General features: G+C 57.5%; 13 protein-coding genes. 6 read left to right on the forward strand and 7 right to left on the reverse strand.

The window, feature by feature from the left end; genetic code table 11:
* The first annotated feature begins 15 nt into the window (after nucleotides 1–15).
* The 3 genes from OKX01_RS00930 (at nucleotide 16) to OKX01_RS00940 (ending at nucleotide 4867) form a co-directional block, all read left to right on the forward strand.
* Entirely contained in the window at nucleotides 16–1014 is a 999-nt protein-coding gene (locus OKX01_RS00930) for a TAXI family TRAP transporter solute-binding subunit (protein WP_094195300.1), read from the forward strand.
* Nucleotides 1015–1184: 170 nt separating this feature from the next.
* Nucleotides 1185–3833, forward strand: coding sequence for a TRAP transporter permease (locus tag OKX01_RS00935; protein ID WP_234354370.1), 2649 nt, complete (start codon nucleotides 1185–1187; stop codon nucleotides 3831–3833).
* A 107-nt stretch (nucleotides 3834–3940) separates the two neighbouring features.
* On the forward strand, nucleotides 3941–4867 hold the full coding sequence (locus OKX01_RS00940; RefSeq protein ID WP_094195301.1) for a pseudouridine synthase: 927 nt from the start codon (nucleotides 3941–3943) through the stop codon (nucleotides 4865–4867).
* Nucleotides 4868–5025: 158 nt separating this feature from the next.
* On the opposite strand, the gene OKX01_RS00945 is transcribed toward OKX01_RS00940, so the two are convergent.
* From OKX01_RS00945 to OKX01_RS00970, 6 genes are all read right to left on the reverse strand, one after another.
* A complete protein-coding gene (locus tag OKX01_RS00945; protein WP_264672299.1) occupies nucleotides 5026–6015 on the reverse strand; it encodes an asparaginase in 990 nt (329 codons plus the stop codon).
* Nucleotides 6016–6079: 64 nt separating this feature from the next.
* Complete coding sequence (locus tag OKX01_RS00950; protein ID WP_094195303.1) at nucleotides 6080–6763, reverse strand: ABC transporter permease; 684 nt, start codon at nucleotides 6761–6763, stop codon at nucleotides 6080–6082.
* Nucleotides 6760–7473: an ABC transporter permease gene (locus OKX01_RS00955; protein ID WP_094195304.1), complete on the reverse strand. Its 714-nt coding sequence runs from the start codon at nucleotides 7471–7473 to the stop codon at nucleotides 6760–6762. The genes OKX01_RS00950 and OKX01_RS00955 overlap by 4 nt, the downstream gene beginning before the upstream one ends.
* 18 nt (nucleotides 7474–7491) lie before the next feature.
* A complete protein-coding gene (locus OKX01_RS00960; protein ID WP_094195305.1) occupies nucleotides 7492–8301 on the reverse strand; it encodes a transporter substrate-binding domain-containing protein in 810 nt (269 codons plus the stop codon).
* Nucleotides 8302–8390: 89 nt separating this feature from the next.
* Nucleotides 8391–9170, reverse strand: a complete 780-nt coding sequence (locus OKX01_RS00965) for an ABC transporter ATP-binding protein (protein ID WP_264672300.1) — start codon at nucleotides 9168–9170, stop codon at nucleotides 8391–8393.
* Between the two features lie 159 nt (nucleotides 9171–9329).
* Complete coding sequence (locus tag OKX01_RS00970; protein ID WP_264672301.1) at nucleotides 9330–10619, reverse strand: Glu/Leu/Phe/Val family dehydrogenase; 1290 nt, start codon at nucleotides 10617–10619, stop codon at nucleotides 9330–9332.
* 193 nt (nucleotides 10620–10812) lie between these two features.
* Here OKX01_RS00970 and OKX01_RS00975 point away from each other — a divergent pair, with 193 nt between their 5' ends.
* Nucleotides 10813–11517: a YggS family pyridoxal phosphate-dependent enzyme gene (locus OKX01_RS00975; protein ID WP_264672302.1), complete on the forward strand. Its 705-nt coding sequence runs from the start codon at nucleotides 10813–10815 to the stop codon at nucleotides 11515–11517.
* Nucleotides 11518–11649: 132 nt separating this feature from the next.
* Nucleotides 11650–12615, forward strand: coding sequence for a Bug family tripartite tricarboxylate transporter substrate binding protein (locus tag OKX01_RS00980; RefSeq protein ID WP_264672303.1), 966 nt, complete (start codon nucleotides 11650–11652; stop codon nucleotides 12613–12615).
* Nucleotides 12616–12644: 29 nt separating this feature from the next.
* On the opposite strand, the gene OKX01_RS00985 is transcribed toward OKX01_RS00980, so the two are convergent.
* The gene (locus OKX01_RS00985) at nucleotides 12645–13331 is read right to left on the reverse strand and encodes a Crp/Fnr family transcriptional regulator (protein WP_094195309.1); all 687 of its coding nucleotides are present in this window, start codon (nucleotides 13329–13331) and stop codon (nucleotides 12645–12647) included.
* Between the two features lie 187 nt (nucleotides 13332–13518).
* Between OKX01_RS00985 and OKX01_RS00990 the strand changes: the two genes are divergently transcribed.
* Nucleotides 13519–15471 (forward strand): AMP-dependent synthetase/ligase, encoded by a 1953-nt coding sequence (locus OKX01_RS00990; protein ID WP_162496921.1) that lies wholly within the window; start codon nucleotides 13519–13521, stop codon nucleotides 15469–15471.
* The last annotated feature ends 6 nt before the right edge of the window (nucleotides 15472–15477 follow it).

Genomic DNA, 15477 nt, shown 5'->3' on the forward strand with positions numbered 1-15477 from the left:
ATGGGAGACACAAAGATGGAACACATTAGTAAGAAAACAGGTAAGAAAGCAGTGTGGGCACTTAGCACAACGGCAGCGATGTGCGCCATGTTGCTCAGCCCCTTGCCTGCCAGCGCCCAGCAGAAGTTTGTCAGTATCGGGACAGGGGGTGTGACCGGGGTGTATTACGCGGCCGGTGGCGCTATTTGCCGCTTGGTCAATAAGGATCGTGGTACGGATGGCGTACGTTGCTCGGTGGAATCCACGGGCGGTTCGGTCTTTAACGTCAACACCATCAAAGCGGGTGAGCTGGACCTGGGTGTGGTGCAGTCTGATGTGGGCTATAACGCGTACAACGGAGAAGGCCAGTTCAAGGACGGTGGGGCGTACAAGAAGCTGCGTTCGGTATTCTCCATTCACCCGGAGCCCTTTACCGTGCTGTCTCGCAAAGAGGCCAATGTCAGCAAGTTTGACGACTTCAAGGGCAAGCGTTTTAACGTAGGCAATCCGGGTTCGGGCACACGCGCCTCGATGGATCAGTTGTTGCAGGCCATGGGGCTGGATAACAGCTTTTTCTCACTGGCCTCGGAGCTGCGTCCCGATGAGCACGGCCCGGCATTGTGTGATGGCAAGATTGACGGCTTTATCTACGGCGTAGGCCATCCTTCGGCCAATATCCAGGATCCCACCACCTCTTGCGGCGCCAAGCTGGTGCCTCTGACCGGTCCTGCGGTGGACAAGCTGGTCGAGACTTATCCCTACTACGCCAAGGTCGCGATTCCTGGTGGCTTGTACCCCAACAATCCTGACGATGTCCAAACCTATGGCGTTCTGGCAACCTTTGTGACGTCCGAGGACGTACCGGAAGAGTCTGTCTACAACGTCGTCAAAGCGGTGTTCGACAACTTTGATGATTTCAAGCGCTTGCACCCTGCGTTGGCGAATCTGAAGAAAGAAGACATGGTCAAGAACGGCTTGTCTGCTCCATTGCACAAAGGCGCTGAAAAGTACTTCAAGGAAAAAGGGCTGCTGTAAGACAGTCTGATTGACACCAGGCTGGCTGTGCCAGCCTGGCCGCAAGTGCCATGGCCCTAGCTGTGGCCTTGCCTCTGGTCTGGGGTTCCTGGGCTGCGCAGTCCAGGTGGATCGGGTGCCTGGCTGGTGGTACTCGGGCTCCACGCCGGGTTTTCCTGGAGATACAGTAAATGACACAACAAGAACATAAAAAAATGGGGCCAGACTTGGCCCTGACACAGGATGAAACGGCAGAGCTGGAAAAACTGGTTGCCGATGTAGACCGTGGTGGACGCTCTGTGGCTGGCGTTGCAGGCATGGTTTTGTTTTTGGTTGGAATAGGCTGGTCCTTGTTTCAGCTTTGGTACGCCTCTCCGCTGCCATTTGCCCTGAATCTGGGCATTTTCAATGACACAGAAGCGCGAGCCCTGCATTTGGGCATCGCCATGTTTTTGGCCTATCTGGCGTTTCCTGCAAGCAAACAATCCGCGCGCGACCGAATTCCGATTCATGACTGGCTATTGGCCCTGATTGCGGCCTTTTGCGGCTCGTATTTATTCTTTTTCTATAAGGAATTGGCCTCGCGCCCCGGTATCCCCACCACGATGGATGTGGTGGTGGCCAGTATGGGTCTGGTGTTGCTGCTGGAGGCGACGCGGCGCTCGTTGGGCGCGCCCATGGCGGTGCTGGCGATAGTCTTTATTGCCTATATTTTTCTGGGCCCCTGGCTGCCGGATGCCTTGTCTCACCGGGGCGCCTCCTTGCAGCGCCTGGTTTCGCATATGTGGCTGACCACGGAGGGTGTGTACGGAGTTGCCCTGGGCGTTTCTGTCTCGTATATCTTTATTTTTGTATTGCTGGGCTCTTTGCTGGATCGCTGCGGGGCGGGCAATTACATGATGCAGGTCTCGTTTGCCTTGCTGGGGCATTTGCGGGGCGGGCCAGCCAAAGTGGCTGTGGTCTCCTCGGCCGTGAACGGTCTTGTGTCGGCTTCTTCGGTCGCCAACGTGGTGACAGGCGGTATTTTTACCATTCCCTTGATGAAAAAAGCGGGCTATGGCGGCATTCGGGCCGGGGCGATTGAAACGGCCTCGTCCGTCAATGGCCAGATCATGCCGCCGGTCATGGGGGCGGCTGCCTTTTTGATGATCGAGTATGTCGGCATTCCTTACACCGATATCATTCGTCATGCTTTGCTGCCTGCGGTTATTTCATATATTGCGCTGTTTTATATCGTGCACCTGGAAGCGCTGAAGCTGGGTATTCAACCCATGATGGCCTCGGGCAAGCCCAAGACCTTCATCCAGAAATTAGCGGGTTGGGGCATGGGTACGGCCGGCACTCTGAGTGTGATGGGGCTGGTCTATTGGATAGGTGTTGGGGTTCAGGCAATCGCCGGTGATGCGGCTATCTGGATTTTGTTACTTTTGTTGCTGGTGCTGTATGTGTACTTACTGAAAATTGCAGCGGACCACGAAGACCTGCCTACCGATATTAATGTGAACACGCCCGTGCGTCCCGAGCCTTGGCCCACCGTACGTGCTGGCTTGTATTTCCTGATCCCGATCGGCATTTTGGTGTGGTGCCTGACGGTAGAGGTGATGTCTGCCGGCTTGTCGGCTTTCTGGGCCGTTGTGGCCATGTTGTTTCAGATGGCCACACAGCGCCCCATCATTGCCTGGTTCCGTAAACAGGCAACGGCGCAACCGCTGCGCCAAGGTGTCAGCGAGGTGTGGACAGGACTGCAGGAAGGCGCCCGCAATATGGTGGGCATCGGGATTGCCTGCGGGACAGCCGGCTTGATTGTGGGAGCGATTACCCTGACTGGTCTGGGCCTGCGTATGACGGCTTTTGTGGAGCTGGTCTCCATGGGCAATGTGCTGGTCATGCTGTTCTTTACGGCCGCTGTGTGTCTGGTGTTGGGTTTGGGTATGCCCACGACCGCCAACTACATTCTGATGGCCACGTTGATGGCGCCTGTCGTGGTGGAGCTGGGAGCGCAAAGCGGTATGGTGATTCCGCTGATTGCCGTCCATATGTTCGTGTTCTATTACGGGATCATGGCCGATATTACGCCGCCTGTGGGCTTAGCCACTTTTGCGGCAGCGGCCATTTCAGGGGAGGATCCGATCAAGACCGGCGTGAAGGGCGTGACCTATGCCATGCGTACGGCGGTGCTGCCTTTCATGTTCATCTTCAATCCCATGCTGTTGTTGATCGGCATACACAGTGCCTGGGAGCTGGTTCTGGTGGTGGTGGGCTCAACGGTGGCGTCGCTGGCTTTTGCGGCGGCGACAATCGGGTGGTTGCGTATTAAAACCAGTTGGCTTGAGACCGTTTTACTCTTGCTGGCTACGTTCATGCTGTTTCGTCCGGACTGGTTCATGGATCATGTCAGCGAGAAGTACCAAAGCCGTCCTGCATCCGAGTTGATGCAGGTGGTGCAGAACACCCCGGACGGGGGCAATCTGGTGGTGCAACTGGCCGGGATGAACCTGGAAGGCAAGGATCTGCAGAAAACGGTTGCCGTGTCCTTGCCTGCCCTGCCAGAAGGGGATCAGGCGACAGGTCTGGCCGCAGCCAGCAAACGTCTGTCTTTGGCTGGCCTGACGGTCATGGCCTTTGGAGACACGGCTCAAGTGGCATCGGTTGCCTTTGGCAGTTCAGCGCGCCGAGCAGGCTGGGAGCAGGGCTGGGATATTGAGCAAGTGAAGGTGCCGCATCCCGATCGTCCCTCTGAGTTTTGGGTATTTTTGCCTGCCTTGCTGATCTTGTTCTGGGTATGGATCCGGCAAGGTGTGCGAATGCGGCGTGCTTTGCCTGCGAACCCGGCGGTTTAAGTCTGGGTACCGTTTCTACCAGCCGCCCTTGTGGTGGCTGGTAGTACACTGATGGCCCTGGATTTCAGGCCCGCCTTTAGCGGGCTGTTTTCTGTTTGGCTTTTGTAATGTCACCGATCAGTTGCTCTTCACCTGTACCGTCGCGCAATGGGGTCAGCCCCAGCAAAGTGTGGTGCCCGCGTGGCCCCTGGATAATGCTGGACGCTTTTCTCCTGGAGCGTTTTCCGCATATGGACCCGGAGGTATTGCGAGAGCGCCTGGCGCGGGGCGATATCCTGGATCAAAACGGTGTGCCGCAGCAGCCGGGCTCCAGCTATCAGCCTGATCGCTGGCTGTGGTACTTCCGCATGGTGGAAAACGAAGCGACCGTGCCGTTCGAGATGCCCGTGTTGTATGCGGACGAGCATCTGATTGCGGTGGACAAGCCACATTTCCTGGCGACAACGCCGGGTGGACGCTACTTATACGAAACGGCGCTGACTCGTCTGCGGCGAGACTTTGGCGAGGATGACATCAGCCCCATCCATAGGCTGGACAGGGAGACGGCGGGAATCTTGTTGTTTTGCCGTGACCCTGCCGTTCGTGGAGCCTATCAGTCCTTGTTTCAGCAAGGCGGTATTGAGAAGGAATACGAAGCGGTCGCGCCGTTTCAGGAAAAACTGGCCGATGGACTGGTGTATCGCAGCCGTATGAAAGAGGTGCCTGGCCGCTTTGTGATGGAAGAGGTTGCCGGAGAGCCGAACAGTAGCACCGAGATCCTGTGCGAGCGTCATTGGCATACCGAGCAGGGGCTGCATTTGGCGCTGTACCGCTTGCGGCCCCATAGTGGCCGTAAACATCAGTTGCGGGTACACCTGAGCAGTCTGGGTGCGCCCATCATTAACGATGTGTTTTATCCCGTGCTGCTGGCGGAGCGCGATGCAGACGATTTCAGCCAGCCCTTGCAGTTACTGGCGCGGCATATTGCCTTTGTAGACCCTTTAACGGGTGAACCAAGATGCTTTAGCAGCCAGCGGCAGTTGGAACTGGGTTGAACCCACTGGTATTGCGCTTGAGGAAGCGGTTGCCGAACAGCCCTTGCATAGTTACTGGTCGGGTATCGGCCGTTCGTCTTTGGCAGCCACAGCCAGCGTGCCGCCTCGGGTCGTCGTCTGGTCGGCGTGTCTAAGGGACGATGACTGAAGCCCAAGCCTTAATAGTCGCGGAAAGCCGCCGCTATCTCATCGTGCTCCAACTGAGCAGCCAGACAGAGCATCAACAAAATCCGGGCTTTTTGTGCGGGCAGATAGTGCGCCGCGATCGTGTGATGGTCCTCATCGTAGGCGCTGTCCGTCACCGGCCCTGCGTGGATGCGCGAGGCTCGCACACAAACCACGCCTAGTCTGTGCGCCCGGCTGACGCCTTCCAGTGCGCCGGGGGTCAGGCTACCGTTGCCGGTTGCCGCCACTACAATGCCTTGCACACCGCTTTGTGCTGCATGACGATACAGTTCCGCCAGGGTATCGGGGTGATCGTAAAAGATCTGAACTTTAGGCAGGTTGTGTTGGGAGCGCACATCGAACAGGCTGCTGTGCGTGTGCGGCAGCAGGGTGCGCATCATGAAACGTGGCTGACCACCGGCGACCAGCCCCAAGGGGCCCGCATCGGGTGAGCCGAAGGCGCTGGTCTGAGTGGTGTGTTGCTTGCTCAGGAAGCGGGCGCTGTGGATCTGGTCGTTCAGCAATACCAGCACACCTTGGTCTTGTGCCAGCGAAGAGCAGGCTACCTGCACGGCTTGATACAGGTTCAGCGGCCCATCTGCACTCAAGGCCGAGGCGGGGCGCATGGCGGCCACCATGACTACAGGTTTGTCGGTTTTCAGGGTCAGGTGCAGGAAAAAGGCGCTTTCTTCCAGCGTATCGGTGCCGTGGGTAATCACCGCTCCATTGATGTCCGGTCGAGCCAGCAGTTCATTGAGCTTGTGGGACAGCTCCAGCAACATCAGCGAACCCATGGCCCGGCTGTCCACGTTGAAAAGCTGATGGCATTCCAGGTCGGCCAGCTCGTTGATGCCGGGTACGGCCTGCAGCAGCGTGTGCACGCCTTGGGTGATGTCGTAATCGGTCAGGCCGGTATTGGATTGGGTTGTGGCAGCAATGGTGCCACCCGTGCCCACCAGGACCAGTTTGGGGCGTATTGGCATTGAGGTCGTGCTCCGCATCCAGTTGTTGCGCTAGAGGGGGCGCAGAGCTTGAGATAATGCCGGTTTAACGGCGAACTTTCAACCAACGCTCGATCAGGTGGACCACCGACAGAAGGGTGAAGTTAATCAGCAAGTACAACAGGCCCGCAACCACAAAGGTCTCGATGATGGCGTAGTTCTGGTTCATCAAGCGTTTGGCATGGCCGGTCAGGTCCATGACGGCAATGGTCGAGGCCAGACTGGTGCCTTTGATGGCCAGCACGATTTCATTGCTGTACGCGGGCAGTGCCTGGCGAATCGCCAAGGGAAAAACCACGCGACGAAATCGCATCCAGGCGGACATGCCGATGGATTTGGCCGCTTCGATCTGGCCAACCGGCACGGCCTGAAAGCCGCCACGGAAAACTTCGCTGACATACGCCCCACTATTCAGACCAATGGCCAGAATCGCGCAGCGCATGCCATCGCTGAACAGCCACCACAGAGTGGGTGACTCCTTTACAAAACTCAGGGTGCCCACGCCGTAGTACAGCAGGAATAATTGCACCAGCAAGGGCGTGCCACGGAACACGGTACTGTAGCTAAAGGCGAAGCTGCGCAAAATACGGCTATGGGACTGACGCATCAGGGCCAGCGACAGGCCGATGAACAGTGACAGCACAATGCCCCACAAGCCGATATACACGCTCATGCCAAAGCCCTTGAACAGGGTTTCGACGGTGGTATTGAATAATTCCAGATCAATCATGCCTGGGCTCTCATGCCTTTGCCGGTGTAACGTTCGGCCAGCAAAAACAGGGCCTGACTACAGGCACCAATCAGAAAATAAAGTACACCTGCAATCAGGTACATAGCCATGGGCTCGCGCGTATTGGCGGCACCCAGGGTAGCGGCACGCATGATCTCGACCAGGCCTACCAGGGAGATCAGGGCCGTGTCTTTCAGTGCGGTTTGCCAGACGTTATTGGCGCCGGGCAGGGCGTACCAGAACATCTGCGGCAAAATAATGCGGCGCAGACGCTGCCAGGGGGACATGCCAATGGCTTTGGCCGCCTCGATCTGGCCTTCGGGAATGGCTTGCAAGGCGCCGCGAAACACTTCCACGCTGTAAGAGCCTGCAATCAGGCCAATGGCCAAAATACCGACCAGCGCAGGGAACCAGCGCGTCACCACATCTTCCATGCGCATGAAGTCGGCCAGATCGGAGACAAACTGCACCGAGCCGAAAAACAGCAGGTAGATGATGAGCAGCTCGGGAATACTGCGAACAACCGTGGTGTACAGGCTGACGGGGCCACGCAGCCAGCGCGGCCCGTTGGTCTTGATGCTGGCTCCTGTAATCCCAATGACTACGCCAAGGGCCATGCCCAAAACGGAGATCAGCAAGGTCATTGCTGCTCCGCGAAGGAACATCCAGCCCCAGCCTTCGCGCAGCACATTAAAAATAGTCTCTAGCATCAAGTGGTACTTCTCGACTTATTTCTTGCAGATCTCGTAGTTGGCGATGTCGATGTCAAACCACTTTTCGCTGGCGGTCTTGACGGTGCCATCATCGATCAGCTTGCACAGGGCAGCGTCAACCTTGGCTTTCAGCTCTGCATTGTCTTTGTGAATACCGACGGCAATGCCATAACCCAGGGTCTCGGGGTCGGAAGAGCCTTTGATGACCAGCTTGGACAGGGCAAAGTTGTCTTCACCGACTTTATGCAGGAACTTCGATTGCGAGGTCAGGTCGGCAAAAGTGCCGTTCAGGCGACCGGCGTCCAGATCGATTTGCATCTGGTCCAGGGTCTCGTAGTTCTTGATGGTCGTCTTGGGGGCTTTCTTGGTCAGGAAAGCGCCGTGGGTGGTGCCGCCTTGAACGCCAATGGTTTTACCGGCCAGGCCATCAAAAATGGTTTGTTCGTTGTCGGCGCCGACCAGTTCACTGTTCTTGGGCAGAACGAAAATGGCGTCTTCAACGGCGTAAGGAATACTGAAGTTCACGCGCTTGGCACGCTCGGGGGTGTAGGACATGCCCGAGATGATCAGGTCAAATCGTTTGGCATCGAGCGAAGGAATCAGGCTGTCAAAGGCTTGTACGATGAACTTGCAGTCGCTGTTGAGCTCTTTGCACAGAGCCGCGCCCACGTCGGCGTCAAAGCCGGTAACCTTGCCGGCTGCATCCACCATGCTCCATGGTGGGTAACCGCCTTCCGTGCCGATTTTCAGGGTGTCTGCCATTGCAGCCTGGGAGCCCAACAGGGCCAGGCTGGCACAGATCAGGGTCTTGCTGAGGAAACTCATGGTCTGGCTCTCCTTTGTGGATAGGCTGGTCAGGGCCGTCTTGGCCCTGCTGGTTTTCCAGCCTGTGTCGTATTCACGAAGCGATGATCTTACTGCATTGGTTGTAGAAACTGCTGTAGACGCTCGGATTGTGGCCTATCGAACAGCTCTTTGGGGTGGCCACGTTCTTCAATCAGGCCGTTGTGCATGAAAATGGTCTCGGAGGACACGTCACGCGCAAAATTCATTTCGTGGGTGACCAGGATCATGGTGCGACCTTCCTGGGCCAGTTGGCGAATGACGCGCAGTACCTCACCCACCATTTCCGGATCCAGCGCGGAGGTCGGTTCGTCAAACAGCAAGACATCCGGGTCCATGGCCAGCGCACGGGCAATGGCCACGCGTTGCTGCTGGCCGCCGGACAGTTCGGCCGGGTAGGCATCGCACTTATTGCTCAGGCCGACCTTGCCCAGCAGTTCGCGGGCGTATTCAGCCGCTTCACTGGCCGGGCGGCCCTTGACGTGAATGGGGCCTTCGGTGACGTTTTGCAGCACCGTGCGGTGCGACCATAGATTGAAGTTCTGAAACACCATCCCCAAGCGGGCGCGGACTTGTTCCAACAGACGTGGATTGTCTGTCTGGCAAATGCCCTTGCGGTTGCGATGGCTGCGCAAAATGTCATTGCCGATCTGGACTTCGCCCTGATCGGGGACGACCAGGTGGTTAATGCAGCGCAGCAGGGTACTTTTACCCGAGCCCGAGGCGCCGATAATGGAGAGTACATCGCCCTTGTGGGCCTGCAGGGAAATGCCCTTGAGCACCTCGTTGGTGCCAAAGCGTTTGTGGATGTCGCGTACCTGGACCGCCGCGTTCAGGTCATTGTTATTCACAGCAACGTCCTTGCGGTCAAAGAGAAAGGGGGTAAGGGTTTCATACGGGTGTCATATCCTGGATGCCCCGATTCTACCGCTTTCCCCCTGATTTTTTTGCACAAGCGCTGTATTTTGCGCATAAAAAGCGGCATAAACCGAGTATGCCGCCTTATGAGCTTAGGGATACAGGCCGCGTACCTGACGAGATTCCAGAATGCGGGCGCAACCCACAATAAAGGCAGCGGTACGCAGGGTGACGTTGTGCTCTTTGGCAACGGCCGCTACCGTGGTGTAGGCCGCGCGCATCATCATTTCCAGCCGATTGTTGATCTCGTCCTCGGTCCAGAAAAAGCTGGAGAAGTCCTGAACCCACTCGAAGTAGGACACAGTCACACCGCCGGCGTTGGCCACCACGTCCGGGACAATGGTCACGCCCTTGTCGTTCAGGATGTCATCGGCTTCGGGGGTGGTGGGGCCATTGGCACCTTCGATCACAATGCGAGCGCGGATGCGGTCGGCATTGTTCTTGTTGATCTGGCCTTCCAGCGCGGCCGGGATCAGCAGATCGGTTTCGATGTGCCAGAAATCGTCATTGGAAATGGCTTCGGCGTTGGGTGCTCCGGCCAGACCTTTGTGTTGTTCCATGTGGTCCAGCAAGGCCAGCACGTCCAGACCGTTGGGGTTGTAGACGGTGCCCGTGTGATCCTGTACGGCCAGCACTTTGGCACCCGCTTCCTGGAACAGGCGGGCGGCCGTGCCACCCACGTTACCGAAACCTTGCACAATGACGCGGGCGCCATTGAGGTCGATACCGGCGTCGCGAGCTGCTTCACAACCCACGGTAAACACGCCACGGCCAGTGGCTTCTACCCGGCCAAGACTACCGCCCAGGGACACGGGTTTGCCGGTGACCACACCGGTGCTGGTGCCGCCCACGTTCATGGAATAGGTGTCCATCATCCAGGCCATGGTCTGGGCATTGGTGTTCACATCCGGTGCGGGAATGTCCTTGTTGGGGCCAATGATCACGCCAATCTCGCTGGTGTAGCGGCGGGTGATACGTTCCAGTTCGGCCTGGGAGTAGTGGCGTGGGTCAATACGAATACCGCCCTTGGCACCGCCAAAGGGCAGGTTCACGGCCGCTGACTTGATCGACATCCAGGCAGCCAGCGCCATTACCTCGGACAAGGTGACATCCTGGTGGTAGCGCACGCCGCCCTTGCCTGGGCCACGGGACGTATTGTGTTGAACGCGATAGCCCTCAAAGTGGGCCACGGTGCCGTTATCCAGTTCGATGGGGACGTCGACAATCAGTGTGCGCTTGGGGCGCTTGAGTGTTTCAACCCATCGGGACAATTTGCCCAGATACGGAGTGACTCGCTCCACTTGTTCGAGATAAATACCCCATGGGCCGACGTCGTCGGCATTCAGGTATGACGGCAAAGCATGGGTGGGACGATCTGTCATGAGCTCCTCGATAAAGTTGGGGAAACGGGATACGAGTACACAGTGAAGATGCAAATTACGCCTAGATGCAGAACCCGGCAAAGACGCTGTGGATTGGCTTAGCGATGGCCGTGTGCAGCAGTTATGCTATCGGAAATGGCCGCTGTTGTGTTTGCAGCGTTTGCGATGGTTTTATCTGGGTGCTGGTGCATTGATGGATTCTTCTGACTCTTCCCTTTCTGGTCGCTTGGCGCAATTGCGCCAACGTATCGAACAGGCTTGCTTGCAGGCCGGCCGCCCTGCCGGTGCGGTGGCGCTTTTACCGGTCAGCAAAACCTTTCCTGTGCCCGTGCTGGCGCAAGCTCTGGACCTGGGCTTGTTGCGAATGGGCGAGAACAAGGTTCAGGAGATTCGGGACAAGCAGGCCGAGCTGGCCGATCGCGCGGTGCAGTGGGTGATGATAGGCCATCTGCAGAGTAATAAGGCTAAAGATATTGCACGCCTGGCCAGCGAAGTCCAGTCTTTGGACCGTTTGTCGCTGGCCCAGGCCCTGGATCGGCACCTGCAAACCGAGCAGCGTAGCCTGGATGTGCTTGTTCAGGTCAAGACCTCGCCCGAACCCAGCAAGTTTGGCTTGGACCCGGAGCAATTGCCTGCTTTCATGCAGTCTTTGCGCTCGCTTGATACCCTGAACGTCCGGGGTTTGATGACCATGGCCGTCAATAGCGAGGACCCTCAGGCGGTGCGCGCCTGTTTTGCTACGTTGCGCCAGTGGCGTGATCGTCTGGTGGAGTTGGGCTATGAACAGGTGCAAGGCCTGTCCATGGGCATGAGTGGGGATTTCGAGCTGGCGATTCAGGAAGGCTCGACCGAGGTTCGGGTTGGCTCGGCCCTGTTTGGCGCACGCAATTACCGCTGATCGATATCCGCATCGTTACTAATGCCCTGCGTAGGGCTGTCCGCGCATAATGTCTCTGCGCATCCCGAACGGGATGCTTAACATTTAAAAAACAGTGCCCTAAGCGCTGTTTGTATGTACGAAGGAGACATCATGGATTGGAAAAAATTGGGAGCCGGTGTGTTGTTGGGCGCCAGCCTGACAGGAACGGCCCTGGCAGCGGACTGGCCCCAGTCTGCGGTAACGTGGGTAGTGCCTTATCCCGCAGGCGGTGGTTCAGATGTGATTGCTCGGCTGGTGGCCAAGCAGTTGGAAAGCAGCCTGGGTCAGACGCTGATTGTGGAAAACAAGCCGGGGGCGGCGACCATCATCGGCGCGACCTATGTGAGCAACGCCAAACCGGACGGCTATACCGTGGGTACCGCTGACTCAGGCACGCTGGCATTCAATTCCTCCTTGTACAACAAGCTGCAGTACGACCCGGCGGCTTTCACGTATGTGGGCGGACTGGCCCGTTTTCCCTTGATGCTGGCGGTACCGCAAGAATCCCCGTACAAGACGGTGGCCGATTTGCTTGAAGCGGCTCGTAAGCAGCCTGAAAAACTGAGCTCCTCGTCCGCTGGCAGTGGTTCACCTCACCATCTGGCGCTGGAAATGTTCAAGCAGCGCACCGACACCCAGATCGTGCATGTGCCTTACAAGGGAGCCGCACCCGCCATTCAGGATTTGCTGGGCGGTCAGGTGGATATGTCTTTTGTCGATTCTGCAGCGGCATTGTCCAACATCAAGGCTGGCAAATTGCGGGTTCTGGCCGTGGCCACGCCCGAGCGCAGCAGCCTGTTGCCTGATGTGCCAACCATGGCCGAAGCCGGTATTACCGACTTCTACGCCTATGCCTGGCAAGGTTTGGTGGGCCCACCCAAGATGGACGAAGGTGCCCGTCAACGCTTGAGCCAGGACTTGATGCAGGCTCTGAAAACGCCCGAGCTGGACCAGCGTATCCGCGCGATGGGTGTAGAGCCCATGCCCATGACGCCCGATGAATTCCAGGCCTACGCTCAGCGTGAACGCGCGGAATGGGCCACGGTTATCGAGCGTGCCGGTATTCGTATGGATTGACGGTCATGCGGCCAACAGTGGCCGCATAATCAGGCGGCATATTCATCGCCGTAACGTTTCAGGCCGTCCAGGTCCAGTACCTGGACGCCACCATATTTGATCAACAACAGCCCTTCGTTTTCCAGTTGACGCAGGGCTTGGTTGGCACGTTGGCGCGATACCCGCGCCAGGTAGCCGATCTCTTCCTGGGTAATGTCCAGGCGCAGACCTTTTCCGGGGTAGAGCAGCGGGTTGAACAGCTCTGCCAGACAGCGCGCCACGCGGGCATCGGGGGTAGACAGGCTGTTGTACTCGGCCTTGCCGATAAATTGCGCCACACGCTCATTGAGCTGATGCAGGAGGTAGCGGTTGAAAGCAATACTCTGGTCCAGCAAATCGTTAAAACTGTGGGCGGGCAAGCGGGCCACCTGGCTGTCGCGCAAGGCCACCACATCGTATTTGCGCTCTTCGTTTTTCAGCAAAGAGCCTTCGCCTATCCAGCCACCGGCAGGCACCCCTGTCATGGAGGCAATTTTGCCGTCGGAGTTGCCCACCGATACTTTGAGCAAACCCGAGAGCACGCCGATCCAGGCCGTGGCGCGTTCCCCCTTGCGTTCGACGATGGCTCCGGCCTCGTATGCGGTGATCAGCGTGTCGCGGCGGACACGCTCTTGCAGCTCGGGTGTCAACAAGCGAAACCAGGCGGCTCGCTCCGATAAAGCATCTACAACATGCATGAGGATTAACCCTCGATAAAGGTCGAATGTCATGTCCGTGACAATCTTCGGGACGTGCAGCCGATAACTTGATTATTAACAGGCTGCAAATAGCTTGAAGGCATCACTTCAGCCTTCTGCCGCAATCATAAGCAGCCTCCTGGACCATAACAAGCCGGGAAAATTCGGAGGAGACATGGTTGTGCGGATGGATAAAGAGCAGGTAGCGGGGTTACCCGGCACCTTCCCAGCCTGGATAGAACACCATGCCCAGGTGCGCGGCAACAAAGTTGCCATGCGCGAAAAAGACCTGGGAATCTGGCAGACCTGGACGTGGCGGGAGCTGGCCGAACAGGCCGAGCAACTGGCTGCGGGCCTGGCCGGGCTGGGAGTCAAAGACGGTCAGCACGTTGCGGTGATCGGTGAAAACCGCCCGCGTCTGTACCTGGCCATGATGGCAGCGCAAATGCTGGGCGCTGTGCCCGTGCCTTTGTATCAGGATGCGGTGGCCCAAGAAATGTTGCACGTGTTGCTGGATGCCAGCATTCGTGTGGCCGTGGTCGAGGACCAGGAGCAGGTCGACAAGCTGCTGGAAGTCTGGGACCAGTGCCCCGATCTGGATGCACTGATCTATGACGATCCACGTGGTTTGCGCAACTATCAGCAAGAACAACTGCAATACATTGAACAAGTCATGGAGCAGGGGCGCGAGCAATTGGCGCGTGATCCGGACTGTGTGCGTCGCATCTGGAAGGCCATTACGCCTGACCATGCTGCTGCCATGTTCTATACCTCCGGTACGACCGGCAAGCCCAAGGGTGTGGTGTTGACCCACGGCGCCCTGGTCGATCGCGGTCTGGCCATTCAGGAGCTGGAATCGCTGACCGATGCCGAGGAAGTGCTGGCTTATCTGCCTCCCGCCTGGATTGGGCAGAACATGTTTTCCTACACGCAGTTTCTGGTCACGGGTTTTACGGTGAATCACCCTGAATCGCCCGAGACCGTGTCCATCGACCTGCACGACATTGGTCCCACCTATTACTTTGCGCCTCCCCGCGTGTTGGAAGGCTTGCTCACGCAAGTGACCATTCGCATGGAGGATGCCGGTGCCTTAAAGCGCGCCCTGTACAAGCGTTTCATGACTTTGGCGCACCGCGTGGGTGTGCAGATTCTGGACAAGCGCCCTGGCGTGGGGATGTGGGATCGCCTGTGCTATGGCCTGGGCAATATCCTGATCTACGGCCCCTTGCGTAATGCCCTGGGCATGAGCCGCGTGCGTGTGGCTTATACCGCCGGTGAAGCCATTGGCCCCGATCTGTTCGATTTTTACCGTTCTATTGGCATCAACCTCAAGCAACTGTACGGCGCGACGGAAACCTCGGTGTTTGTCTGCGTGCAGGAAGATGGCCATGTGCGTGCCGATACGGTAGGCCCACCCGTCAAAGGAGTGGAAATCCGTGTGGCCGATAACGGTGAGATTCAGGTGCGCAGCCCTGGCTTGTTCAAGGAGTACTACCGCAATCCCGAGTCCACCGCCGAGTCTTTTACCGAAGACGGCTGGTATCACACAGGCGATGCCGGTTATTTGGACACCGATGGTCAGTTAAAGATCATCGACCGTGCCAAGGATGTGGGCAAATTGGCCGACGGCTCTTTGTTTGCACCCAAGTACATCGAGAACAAGCTCAAGTTCTTCCCCTTCGTCAAAGAAGCCGTGGCTTTTGGTGATGGCCAAAAGGAAGTGTGCGCCTTTATCAATATTGATCTGGAAGCAGTGGGCAACTGGGCCGAGCGTCGCAACCTGCCTTATGCCGGTTACACCGATCTGGCCGGCAAGCCCGAGGTCTATGCCTTGATTCGGGATTGCGTGGCGCAGGTCAATGATGATCTGGCCAACGACCCCAAACTGGCCGGCTCGCGCATCAGTGCCTTTTTGATTCTGCACAAAGAGCTGGACCCGGATGACGATGAACTGACCCGCACCCGCAAAGTACGTCGCGGTTTTATCGCGCAAAAGTACAAGGTTCTGGTCGACGCCCTGTTCAACGGTTTGGACAGGCAGTTTGTGGAGACAGAAGTGAAGTTTGAAGATGGGCGCAGCGGTCGCATTTCGGCAGACCTGCACATTGAGCGCATGACAGACGCAGCAAGGAGCGCATGATGAGTG

The organism is Alcaligenes sp. SMD-FA (assembly GCF_025960365.1).
GTDB classification, from domain to species: domain Bacteria; phylum Pseudomonadota; class Gammaproteobacteria; order Burkholderiales; family Burkholderiaceae_B; genus Alcaligenes; species Alcaligenes aquatilis.

Excerpts from the sequence above, each read along its gene's own strand:
- OKX01_RS00940 (WP_094195301.1), top strand. The coding sequence starts at position 3,941 with ATGTCACCGATCAGTTGCTCTTCACCTGTACCGTCGCGCAATGGGGTC.
- OKX01_RS00970 (WP_264672301.1), bottom strand. The coding sequence starts at position 10,619 with ATGACAGATCGTCCCACCCATGCTTTGCCGTCATACCTGAATGCCGAC.
- OKX01_RS00985 (WP_094195309.1), bottom strand. The coding sequence starts at position 13,331 with ATGCATGTTGTAGATGCTTTATCGGAGCGAGCCGCCTGGTTTCGCTTG.
- OKX01_RS00935 (WP_234354370.1), top strand. The coding sequence starts at position 1,185 with ATGACACAACAAGAACATAAAAAAATGGGGCCAGACTTGGCCCTGACA.
- OKX01_RS00950 (WP_094195303.1), bottom strand. The coding sequence starts at position 6,763 with ATGATTGATCTGGAATTATTCAATACCACCGTCGAAACCCTGTTCAAG.
- OKX01_RS00990 (WP_162496921.1), top strand. The coding sequence starts at position 13,519 with ATGGATAAAGAGCAGGTAGCGGGGTTACCCGGCACCTTCCCAGCCTGG.
- OKX01_RS00975 (WP_264672302.1), top strand. The coding sequence starts at position 10,813 with ATGGATTCTTCTGACTCTTCCCTTTCTGGTCGCTTGGCGCAATTGCGC.
- OKX01_RS00980 (WP_264672303.1), top strand. The coding sequence starts at position 11,650 with ATGGATTGGAAAAAATTGGGAGCCGGTGTGTTGTTGGGCGCCAGCCTG.
- OKX01_RS00955 (WP_094195304.1), bottom strand. The coding sequence starts at position 7,473 with ATGCTAGAGACTATTTTTAATGTGCTGCGCGAAGGCTGGGGCTGGATG.
- OKX01_RS00930 (WP_094195300.1), top strand. The coding sequence starts at position 16 with ATGGAACACATTAGTAAGAAAACAGGTAAGAAAGCAGTGTGGGCACTT.
- OKX01_RS00960 (WP_094195305.1), bottom strand. The coding sequence starts at position 8,301 with ATGAGTTTCCTCAGCAAGACCCTGATCTGTGCCAGCCTGGCCCTGTTG.
- OKX01_RS00945 (WP_264672299.1), bottom strand. The coding sequence starts at position 6,015 with ATGCCAATACGCCCCAAACTGGTCCTGGTGGGCACGGGTGGCACCATT.